This is a genomic window from Azospirillum sp. A23 (genome assembly GCF_042938965.1).
In the GTDB taxonomy this organism is placed as follows: Bacteria; Pseudomonadota; Alphaproteobacteria; order Azospirillales; family Azospirillaceae; genus Azospirillum; species Azospirillum melinis.
The window spans coordinates 348,311-358,770 of the sequence record NZ_CP170664.1; the positions used below are offsets into that span (position 1 = coordinate 348,311).

Genomic DNA, 10,460 nt, shown 5'->3' on the forward strand with positions numbered 1-10,460 from the left:
AGTCGCCGCAACACGTTCAGGGATGGGGAGGACGCCGCGATGGATCGGCAGCACCTTGCACCCGTCGTCCGACTGCGGCTGGCCCTGCGGGACCGCCGTGCCGTCCGGGCGGCGACGCCTTCGGCCCTGCTGACCGGGGCGCTGCTGGCCGGGTTGGCGCTGACGCTGTCCGCCTGCGAGACCGTGCCGCCGCCGCCGGCAGCGGCCCCACCCGCGGCCGGGCTGCCGGACGGGCCGTCCAAACCCTTCAGCTCGGGCAAGGGCTGGACCGTCCCCATCCACACGCCCCCCGGCGGCAAGCCCTTCTGCGTCGCCGAGCGCGGCATCCCGGTCGGCCAGAACGCCGCCCCGCGCCTCAGCTTCCGCACCGCCGCCGCCGAATCGGGCTTCATCCTGTCGGGCTTCACCCCGTCGGACAGCGGGGCGACGGTGAAGCCCGGCGAGCGCTACGATCTGGCGGTGATGTCCGATCTGGGGCCGCGCCTGTCCTTGAGCGCCCGCGGCCTTCCCAACGGCAGCCTCTATGTCGCCGTGCCGACCAAGGGATTCCTGGAGGAGATGGAACCGCTCGCCCGCTCCCACCGCGTCAGCTTCCGCAGCAGCGGTCTGGGGGATATCGGCACGATGCTGCTGTCGGGATCGTCCTGGGCGATCAACGCATCGGACGAATGCCGATCCTGCACGCGGAGTCGTGAGGCCGGTTCCACCCGCGGGGTTGACGCGCAGGTCAGCCACGCAGGCCGTGCGCTCCGCCGCCGATTGACCGGTCCGGCGGAGCCCGTTTAGCCTTCGGATCATGCGCGCTTCCCACATCCTGCTTGCCGTGGCGGTCGCCGCCGTCTGGGGCCTGAACTTCGTCGCGATCAAGGTCGGATTGCGCGATTTCCCGCCGCTGCTCTTCTCCTGCCTGCGCTTCGCGCTGGCGGCGCTGCCGGTGGTGGTGCTGGGCTGGGGCAAGGGACCGCCGGTGCCCTGGCGCTATGTCGTCGGCATCGGCGTGATGCTGGGCGTGGTCAAGTTCCCGCTGCTGTTCCTCGGCATCGACGTCGGCATGCCTGCGGGGCTGGCCTCGCTGGTGTTGCAGGCGCAGGCCTTCTTCACCGCCATCTTCGCCGCCTTCGCGCTCGGCGACCGGCCGGGGCCGCGTCAGGTCGGCGGCATGGCCGTCGCCTTCGCCGGTGTCGGGCTGATCGCGCTGGAGATGCCGGCCGGCGACTCGCTGCTCGGCCTTGGGCTGACGCTGGCGGCGGCGGCGGCCTGGGGCGTGGCGAACATCGTGATGAAGCAGGCCAAGGCCCCCGACCTGTTCAGCCTGATGGTCTGGGTCAGCCTGATCCCGCCGTTGCCGCTGCTGGCGATGTCGCTGGCGCTGGAAGGGCCGGACCGCATCGTCCATGCCTTCACCTCCCTGACACTGGTCGGAGTCGGCTCGCTGATCTACATCGCGGCGGGGGCGACGCTGTTCGGATTCGCCGCCTGGGGCTTCCTGATGCGGCATTATCCGGCGAGCCTCGTCGCGCCCTTCTCGCTGCTCGTCCCCATTTTCGGCATGAGTTCCAGCGCCTTGCTGCTGGGAGAGACCTTCACCACGGCGAAGCTGGCCGGCGGGCTGCTGGTGTTCGCCGGGCTGGCGCTGTCGGTGCTGAAATTGCCGGCGCGGGTGCGGGCGCGGGCCTGATCATAGGCCGATTGGGGGCCGATTGGGGATCGGATGGGACTGGCAGGAGGAACCAGACGCATGAGAGTCCTATTGAACTCGATGAGCTTGACGCGGCGCTATGGCGTCCGGATCATTCCGGTCGATAGTTGCGTCCCTAAACCATAGGCAAGCCTTGATCCCTTCCGATAGGACCGCGCAACCGAATGGGGGGATGCCGATCCCGCCGATCCCGCCGATCCGGCACTGGCAGGCCCATCTGCGTGCCAGCCGGCCCCTGCGCGTCCTGCTGCTGATCGGCGGGCTGTCGGTCGCCGTGCTGCTGGCGGCGACGGTCCAATACATCGACAGCATGCGCGACCGCGAGATGGAGGGGGCGGAGCGCGAGCTGTCCACCCTGAACCTGTCGCTGTCGGAGCAGACGGCCAGCGCGACGCAGAGCGTCGATCTGGTGCTGACAACCATCATCGAGCAGCTGAAGTCGGACGGGATCGACACGCCGGAGGAGTATGTCCGCCGGATGGGCGGGCGCGACACCTACCAGATGCTGCGGGCGCGCATCACCGGCCTGCCGCAGCTGGATGCGGTGACGATGATCGCGGCCGACGGGCACCTGATCAACTTCTCGCGCTATTACCCGATCCCGCCGGTCAACGTGTCCGACCGGGATTACTTCGCCTATTTGCGCGACCATGACACCACCGGCCCCTTCATCAGCGAGCCGGTGCAGAACCGCGGCAACGGCAGCTGGACGGTCTATCTGGCCCGCCGCATCAGCGGCCGGGACGGCAGCTTCGTCGGGCTGGTGCTGGGCGCCATCGAACTGAGCTATTTCCAGAGGATCTACAAGGCGTTGCAGCCCGATGACGACGGCAGCATCAGCCTGTGGCGCCGTGACGGCATCCTGCTGGCCCGCCATCCGGTGCTACCTGACATCGGCCGGCCGCTGGGCCAGCGCCATTTCCTGAAGGTGCTGGAGCGCGCCAAGTCCGGCGTCTATTTCTCCTCCGGCGGGCTGAACGACGGCGCCCGTCTGGTGGCGACGCGGGCGCTGGCGGACTATCCGCTGGTCGTCAACGTGACGCGCAGGCTGGATGCCGTGCTGGACAAATGGCGCATCCAGGCCTGGACCATCGGCGTGGCAAGCGCCGTCGGCATCGCCGCGCTGCTGCTGTCGCTGTGGGCGCTGGCCCGCCAGTTCAGCGCCTACGAGGCGGCGACGCGGGCGATGGACGCCGCCCGCCGCGCCGTGGAGGGACGGGAACAGGCCGAACATGCGCTGCGCCAGAGCCAGAAGATGGAGGCGATCGGTCAGCTGACCGGCGGCGTCGCCCATGATTTCAACAATCTGCTCCAGGCCATCGGCATCAACCTGCATGTCATCGACAGCCGCACCGAGGACGAGCGCATCGCCGGCCCGGCCCGGCTGGCCTTGCAGGCGGTCGAGCGGGGCGCCACCCTGACCCAGCATCTGCTGGCCTTCTCGCGCCGGCAGCAGCTTCGCCCGGTCCCGGTCGATGTCGCGACGCTGGTGGAGCGGACCAGCCGCCTGCTCGGCCGCACGCTGGGCCAGTCGGTGCGGGTCGAGACGGAGGTGGCGCCCGGCCTGTGGCCGGCGATGATCGACCCGACCCAGCTGGAAATGGCGGTGCTGAACCTGGCGCTGAACGCCCGCGACGCCATGCCTGGCGGCGGCACGCTGTGGATTCTGGCCGGCAACCGGACGGTGGCCAGCCCGGAGGCCGGCGATCCGGCGATTGGCAGCCGGTTGCCGGGGGCCGGTCCGCTGCCGGTGCAGGTGGAGGGGCTGGCAGCCGGCGACTATGTGGTTCTGCGGGTGCGCGACACCGGCACCGGCATGGCTGCCGAGGTCGCCGCCCGCGCCTTCGAGCCCTTCTTCACCACCAAGGAGGTCGGGCGCGGCACCGGGCTCGGTCTCAGCATGGTGCATGGGCTGGCGACCCAGTCCGGCGGCGGGGTGGAACTGGACAGCCGGCCGGGGTTGGGCACCACGGTGACGCTCTATCTGCCGCGCGCCGAGCAGGCGGCGGAGGTGGCCGCGGCACCGCTTCCGCCGCCGGCGAAGGCGAAGGTGGCGGAAACGGCGCCGGCGGGCGTCGGCTGCGCCATTCTGCTGGTGGACGACGAGGAACTGGTGCGCTCCGCCACCGCCGGCTATCTGGCCCAGGCCGGCTTCGCGGTGCGCGAGGCGGCTGATGCGGCGGCGGCGCTGTCCCTGCTCGACCATGGGTTCCGGCCCGACGTGATCGTCACCGACCACATGATGCCGGGGATGACCGGGCTGGAGATGGCCCGCACCCTGCGCGCACGCCAGGACGAGACGCCGATCCTGATGGTCACCGGCTATGCCGAGGATCTGACCTCCACCGCCGCGGCGCGCGAAGTGTCGCTGACCGTGCTGTCCAAACCGATAGAACCGTCGCGGCTGGTCCGCTCTATCCGCGACATGGCGTCGGTCGAGGGGTAGGGCAGGGCGAAGCGTCAAGGATCCTTCCCAGGGACGCTGGGGCAGGGAACCCGGATGGGTATCGCGGCGTTGGAAGGGCGATCCCACTCCATTCCAGCCCCCGGAGAAGCCATGAACGCCCAATCCACGATCCGCAACGCCTATGACAGCGTCTTCGAAGGCAACACCAACCTCGGCATGGGTGAGCGCATCGTCTCGACCGGCCTCGGCCTTGCCGTCGCGGCGGGCGGTCTGCGCAAGGGCGCCAGCATTCCCGGCGCCATCATGGGTCTGGTCGGCGCCGCGCTGGTCGCCCGCGGCATGAGCGGCCATTGCCCGCTCAAGGACCGCCTGTCCGGCGACCACCAGAGCCGGCTGGGCCATGGCAGCTCCTATGGCGAGTCGCAGGCCGTCGACCATTCGCGCATGGCGGAAACCTATTGATCCGCACCGCCATGGCTCCGTCCGTTCACCGGATGTCGCATTCCATTCACGGGATTGCGCGAAGCCATTAACCCTGATGGTGAATTGTTGGGCAGGCCAGCGACGGGGTGAAGACCGGGGACCGCGGGTGTGACATCCTGCGGGGCCCGGGCGGCGGCCCCCGACCTGACGTCCCGTTCAGGAGTTTCACCGCATGTGGTTCCCTGCTTTCCGATCCCGGTCCAGCATTGCGGCGGTGGCGGCGCTCTGCGTCGGCTCCGCCCTGGTGCTGCCGGTGCCGGCGCCCGCCCAGACTGCCGCGACCTCGGCTCCGGCAACGGCCCCAGTCCCAGCCCCAGCACCGACATCGGCTTCGGTCCGCTACGACCTCGGCTACAACATCTTCTATCCCGTCCGCAGCCAGAACGGGATGGTGGCCTCCGAGCACCGGCTGGCGACCGAGATCGGCGTCGACATCCTCAAGCGCGGCGGCAACGCGGTCGATGCGGCGGTGGCCGTCGGTTTCGCCTTGGCGGTGGTGCTGCCCAATGCCGGCAACATCGGCGGCGGCGGCTTCATGGTCGTACATGACGCCAAGAGCGGCAAGGACGTCGCCATCGACTTCCGCGAGATGGCGCCGGCCAAGGCCTTCCGCGACATGTATCTGGACCAGCAGGGCAAGGTGGTCCCCGACCGCTCGCTCTACACCCATCTGGCGGTCGGCATCCCCGGCACCGTCGCCGGGCTGGCCCATGCGCTGGAAAAATACGGCACGATGACGCTGGCCGACGTGCTGGCCCCGGCGATCAAGCTGGCGCGCGAGGGGCATACCGTCACCCCCCAGCTCGCCGGGCTGCTGGAGGTCGAGCGCGACCATCTGGCCGCCTGGGACGCCACCCGTGCCATCTTCTTCAAGGACAACCGCCCGCTGACCGCCGGCGAGACGCTGGCCAACGCCGACCTCGCCAAGTCGCTGGAGACGATCGCGCAGCAGGGGCCGAAGGCCTTCTACGAGGGCGCCATCGCCGACAGGATCGCGGCCGAGATGGCGAAGCATGGCGGCTATATCACCAAGGACGACCTGAAGGCCTACAAGGTGGTGGAGCGCGAGCCGGTCAGCGGCAGCTACCGCGGCTACACCGTCAAGTCGATGCCGCCGCCCAGCTCCGGCGGGACGCACATCATCCAGATGCTGAACATCCTGGAGCGCTGGCCGCTGAAGGAGTACGGCCCCGACAGCGCCCGCTCGATCCACCTGATGGCGGAGGCGATGAAGCTGGCCTATGCCGACCGCTCCGAATATCTGGGCGATCCCGACTTCACCAAGGTGCCGGTGAAGGGCCTGACCTCGCGCAAATACGCCGACGAACTGGCGGCCAAGATCGATCCGGAGAAGGCGACCCCGGCCGGCAGCATCAAGCCCGGCAAGCCGGCGCCCTACGAGAGCGACCAGACCACCCATTTCTCGGTGGCGGACAACCAGGGCAACGTCGTCAGCACCACCTACACGCTGAACCTCAATTTCGGCAGCGGCATCGTTGCCGAGGGCACCGGCATCCTGCTGAACAACGAGATGGACGACTTCTCGGCCAAGCCGGGCGTGCCCAACGCCTTCGGTCTGGTCGGCGGCGACGCCAACGCCGTCCAGCCCTTCAAGCGGCCGCTCAGCTCGATGTCGCCGACCATCGTGCTGAAGGACAGCAAGCCCTGGCTGGTCACCGGCAGCCCGGCGGCAGCCGCATCATCACCACCACCATGGAGACGGTGATCGACCACATCGACTTCGGCATGAACCCGGCCGAGGCCGCCGCCCTGCCGCGCGTCCATCACCAGTGGACCCCCGACGAGCTGCGGGTGGAGAAGGGCCTCAGCCCCGACACCGTCCGCCTGCTGGAGCAGATGGGCCACAAGGTGGCGGTGAAACCGACGATGGGCCGCACCCAGACCATCCAGCTGCGCGAGGACGGTCTGTACGGCTTTTCCGACCCGCGCAATCCCGACGGCATGACGCTGGGATATTGAGGGGAGCAACCGGGGAGGGGGATTGGCCGGAGGGCAGTGACCGGAAGGGAGGAGGGCGCCCGGCGACGGCCGGGCGTCACAATTCCCGTGTACAAAGAAAAAGCGGCGTGCTTTGGTAACCTTTGATCCGCCATGACCGGCGGCGCAGGGGCCAAAGGCTCGTGCCCGTTCGGGAAAGGCAACGGAACAGTTGGATTAAGGCGGGCCTGTCGGTTAGCCTTTGCAGGAGTGAACCGGAGCATTTGCCGTGGACAAGGCCTTGGTCGAAAAGAACCGCGAGTGGACCTATCAGCGTGAAGGAAAGCAGCCCGTCACCATCCGGGTCGCCGATTTCGAGCGCGAGGGGAAGCGCATCGTCGCCTTCCTGGAACAGACCGACATCGCCAAAGCGGCCGGGTTGCCCCAGCCGGCCGTGAACGATTGGCCCCGCATCGCCGAGGCCTATGCGAAGGAGCAGGGTGTCGGCCTCAACGACATTTATTGGTACGAGCTGCATCCGCGCCGCTTTGCCAATGGCCGCCCCAACGTGTCGGAATACCGTCCCGGCATGGCCGAATGGCGGTTCGAGACCAGCATTCCGCTCGCCCGCGCCATCGTCGAGCAGCTGGGCTTCGACCCGGACAATCTGCCGCTCGACATCTGACAGTCCTGCATACGGCCCCCGCGCGCAGCCTCTGTGATGCGCCGCGGGACCGGTGTATGATGGCGCCATATCTCAGGCGGCCGGCGGGACGGTTTCCGCGTGCCGGGAGATAGAGGCCGGGAGACTAAAGATGAAGACGGTGCGGAGGGCGGTCGCCCTGGGTGCTGCGATGCTGGCGGTTGCGGCCGCAGCCGCCGTGATGTCCGTTCCGGGTGCGGCACAGGCGCGCACGTCGGTATCGGTCGGCATCGGCGTCGGACCGATTTTCCCGTCCTACGGCTATTACCATCCGTACCGCTACTACGCGCCGCCCCCGCCGGTGGTGCAGTATTACGCGCCGCCGCCGGTCGTCTACGCGCCTCCGCCGGTGCAATATTATGCACCGCCGCCGGGCACCATCGGCGCCGATCCGGCCGGACCGGTCTATTATTCGCGAAGCGGCCAGCAATGCCGCGAATACCAAAGCAGCGCCATGGTCGGCGGCCGGCCGCAGCCGGTCTACGGCACCGCCTGCCTCCAGTCCGACGGGACCTGGCGGATCGTGAACTGAGGGCAGGTCGAATCAAGGGCGGATCGTGAAACGAGGGCCTCACCGGCCCTCGCGCCCGTTCAGGCACGTCCTTTCAGCCGCGCTTTTCAGTGATGAATCGCTTCGGGAACGAGGTCGGACAACTCTTCGGCGTTCTCGTGGTGGATCCTGCACACGTCCTCCCAACGCGACAGGAAGGCGTCCAGCAGCGCCGGGTCGAAGTGGCGGCCGCGGTTCTCGATCATGTAGGAGCGCGCCTCCTCCAGCTTCCAGGACTGCTTGTAGGGGCGGGCGGAGGTCAGGGCGTCGAACACGTCGGCGATGGCGACGATGCGGCCGGACAGCGGGATGTCCGGCCCGGCCAGACCGTTGGGATAGCCGCTGCCGTCAAACTTCTCGTGATGGCTGAGCGCGATCTCCGCCGCCAGCCGCAGCAGCGGAATCGGGCTGTCCGCCAGGATGCGGTGGCCGATGGCGGCGTGCTGCCGCATCACCGTCATCTCTTCCGGCGACAGGCGTCCCGGCTTCAGCAGGATCATGTCCGGGATGGCGATCTTGCCGATGTCGTGCATCGGCGCCGCCTTCATCAGCTCCTGGGCGAAGGCGCCGCCGCAGCCGGCCGCTTCGGCGACCAGTTTCGAATAGAGCGCCATCCGCTCGATGTGGGCGCCGGTCTCAGGATCGCGGTATTCGGCGGCGCGCGACAGGCGGTTGACCAGTTCCTCCCCCTGGCGCTGGAGGGCGGCGGTCACCCGCTCGACCTCGGCAGCCAGCAGTGCGGCGCGGTCGCGCAGCAGGGCGCGGCTGTGGCGCAGGGCCAGCAGGTTGCGCAGGCGCGCCTGCACCTCCGGCACGACCACCGGCTTGGTCAGGAAATCGCTGCAACCCTCGTCGAGCGCCCGCACGCGGATGTCGACCGCCGTGTTGGCGGTGATCATCACCACCGGCACGGTGTCCAGCCGCGCATCGTCGCGGATGTGGCGCAGCAGCTCGATGCCGTCCATGTCCGGCATCATCTGGTCCAGAAGGATCAGGTCCGGCTCGTTCCCGCGCAGCCATTCGACGGCGTCCAGCGGGCTTTCCATGGTCACCGGCTCTGCATCGTCCAGGCGGCGGACGATGGCGGCCATGATGAAGAGATTGGTGCGGTCGTCGTCGACGATGAGGATGTTCATCTTGCGGCGTCGCCTTCCCGGCCGCTGTCCTTGCGGGCGGCGAGCAGCCGGCCGACCTCGGCCAGCAGGGCCTTCAGGTCGACCGGCTTTTCGAAGGCCGCCTCGGCCCCCAGCAGGCGGGCCATCCCCGGCAGCTCCATCCGCAGGCGCACGCTGCCGCCGGTCACCGCGATCAGGGGCGGGCGCGACTGTTGTGCCTTCAGCCGCAGGATGATCTCGTACCCGTCGGCCTCCGGCATGATGATGTCCGTCACCGCCGAATCCACCGGATGCCGTTCCATGACGGCCAGTGCCGCGTTTCCGTTCTCGGCCTCGTGCACGGTGTAGCCGGCACGCTGGAAGGCGATGCGCACCATTCCGCGAAAGTCGGGGTCGTCGTCGACCAGCAGGATGGACGCGGCGGATTCGGTGGTGGAGGAGGGGGTGGGCAGGCCCCGCAGCTCGAAGAGGGTCATTTCCATGGGTGCCGCTTCCGTGATCCACCGCGTGACCGTCGGGCCGCGCTGGAGAGAAATCGCTAAGCGTCACCATAACCGGCTACCGGCGCGCGCACCCGCTGTGTCTGGGATAGCGGGGACGGGAAATGGGATAGTGGGGATATTATCCCGCATCTATGAAGATGCGGTACTGGACGGAGGCAGGGAAGTATGACCGTCATGCAATTATGACTGGCGTGAAATATGCGGAAGCCACGAAAACTTAAGATTTCGGCCAGTATAACAGAAAATCTTGATACTGTGGGATGAGCGGTTGCCGAGGGTGGCGGAGGCTGGTTGATGAAGATCTTGGTGGCGGACGACCATCCCTTGTTCCGGGACGCCTTGGAGCTGTCGGTCCGTCAGGCTTGGCCGGATGCGGAAATCGGCTGCATCGGTTCACTTCTGGAATTGCCCCTGGCGCCGGCATCGGCCGACGGCAGTCCCGCCATGCTTTTCCGCTATGACCTGATCGTGCTCGACTGGCGGATGCCCGGTGCGGAGGGAAGCAATCCGATCGCCGTGCTTCGCCAGGCGGGGGTCCAGGGGCCGGTCGCCGTGGTGACGGGGGCGGAGGATGCGCTGACCGCCCTGGAGGTGCTGCGCTGCGGTGCCGAAGCCTTCCTGCCGAAAACGACGCCGCGCCGCATCCTGGCGCAGGCCCTGCGTCTGGTGGCCGAAGGCGGCAGCTTCGTGCCGAAATGCGTGGCGCTCGACCTGCTGCACATGACCGACCTGTCGCTCGACATCGACGAGGCGGAGGAGGCCGACGGAGCGCCGCTGGACGGGGAGGGTGCACCGTCCTCGCCCCTGACCGACCGGGAGCAGCAGGTGCTGTCGATGCTCGCCACCGGGGCGACCAACAAGGAGATCGGCCGACACCTCAGCCTTCAGGAGGTGACGGTCAAGCTGCACACCCGCCGCATCCTGCGCAAGCTGGGCGCCCGCAACCGCACCGATGCCGTGCGCCGCGCCCAGCAGGCCGGCCTCTTGTCCCGCAGCCTGAACGAAGCGTCGTCCTGACTCCGGCAGGCGTGCCGGGAAGACCGCTTGCCGCATAGGGCTGGT

Annotated in this window: 9 protein-coding genes and 1 pseudogene; 8 read left to right on the forward strand and 2 right to left on the reverse strand. The window is 68.5% G+C overall.

What is annotated here, in order from left to right; all coding sequences use genetic code 11:
- Positions 1 to 39 precede the first annotated feature (39 nt).
- The 7 genes and pseudogenes from ABNQ40_RS06975 (at position 40) to ABNQ40_RS07005 (ending at position 7,762) form a co-directional block, all read left to right on the forward strand.
- The gene (locus ABNQ40_RS06975) at positions 40 to 786 is read left to right on the forward strand and encodes a hypothetical protein (protein ID WP_391345879.1); all 747 of its coding nucleotides are present in this window, start codon (positions 40 to 42) and stop codon (positions 784 to 786) included.
- Positions 787 to 796: 10 nt separating this feature from the next.
- The gene (locus ABNQ40_RS06980) at positions 797 to 1,678 is read left to right on the forward strand and encodes an EamA family transporter (RefSeq protein ID WP_109047852.1); all 882 of its coding nucleotides are present in this window, start codon (positions 797 to 799) and stop codon (positions 1,676 to 1,678) included.
- A gap of 193 nt (positions 1,679 to 1,871) precedes the next feature.
- Positions 1,872 to 4,145 carry a hybrid sensor histidine kinase/response regulator gene (locus ABNQ40_RS06985; RefSeq protein WP_158285528.1) on the forward strand — a complete coding sequence of 758 codons (2,274 nt, stop codon included), beginning with the start codon at positions 1,872 to 1,874 and terminating at the stop codon, positions 4,143 to 4,145.
- A gap of 111 nt (positions 4,146 to 4,256) precedes the next feature.
- Positions 4,257 to 4,568: a DUF2892 domain-containing protein gene (locus ABNQ40_RS06990; RefSeq protein WP_109047854.1), complete on the forward strand. Its 312-nt coding sequence runs from the start codon at positions 4,257 to 4,259 to the stop codon at positions 4,566 to 4,568.
- Between the two features lie 193 nt (positions 4,569 to 4,761).
- Positions 4,762 to 6,569: pseudogene (gene ggt / locus ABNQ40_RS06995) on the forward strand (gamma-glutamyltransferase).
- 247 nt (positions 6,570 to 6,816) lie between these two features.
- Positions 6,817 to 7,212, forward strand: coding sequence for a hypothetical protein (locus tag ABNQ40_RS07000; protein WP_109047856.1), 396 nt, complete (start codon positions 6,817 to 6,819; stop codon positions 7,210 to 7,212).
- A gap of 130 nt (positions 7,213 to 7,342) precedes the next feature.
- Complete coding sequence (locus ABNQ40_RS07005; RefSeq protein WP_109047857.1) at positions 7,343 to 7,762, forward strand: hypothetical protein; 420 nt, start codon at positions 7,343 to 7,345, stop codon at positions 7,760 to 7,762.
- Positions 7,763 to 7,848: 86 nt separating this feature from the next.
- Here ABNQ40_RS07005 and ABNQ40_RS07010 read toward each other — a convergent pair whose 3' ends face one another.
- Together ABNQ40_RS07010 and ABNQ40_RS07015 are read right to left on the reverse strand one after the other, a co-directional pair.
- Positions 7,849 to 8,916, reverse strand: a complete 1,068-nt coding sequence (locus ABNQ40_RS07010) for an HD domain-containing phosphohydrolase (protein WP_109047858.1) — start codon at positions 8,914 to 8,916, stop codon at positions 7,849 to 7,851.
- Positions 8,913 to 9,377, reverse strand: a complete 465-nt coding sequence (locus tag ABNQ40_RS07015; protein ID WP_391345882.1) for a response regulator — start codon at positions 9,375 to 9,377, stop codon at positions 8,913 to 8,915. The genes ABNQ40_RS07010 and ABNQ40_RS07015 overlap by 4 nt, the downstream gene beginning before the upstream one ends.
- Before the next feature lie 315 nt (positions 9,378 to 9,692).
- Here ABNQ40_RS07015 and ABNQ40_RS07020 point away from each other — a divergent pair, with 315 nt between their 5' ends.
- A complete protein-coding gene (locus ABNQ40_RS07020; protein WP_109047860.1) occupies positions 9,693 to 10,415 on the forward strand; it encodes a response regulator transcription factor in 723 nt (240 codons plus the stop codon).
- Positions 10,416 to 10,460 lie beyond the last annotated feature (45 nt).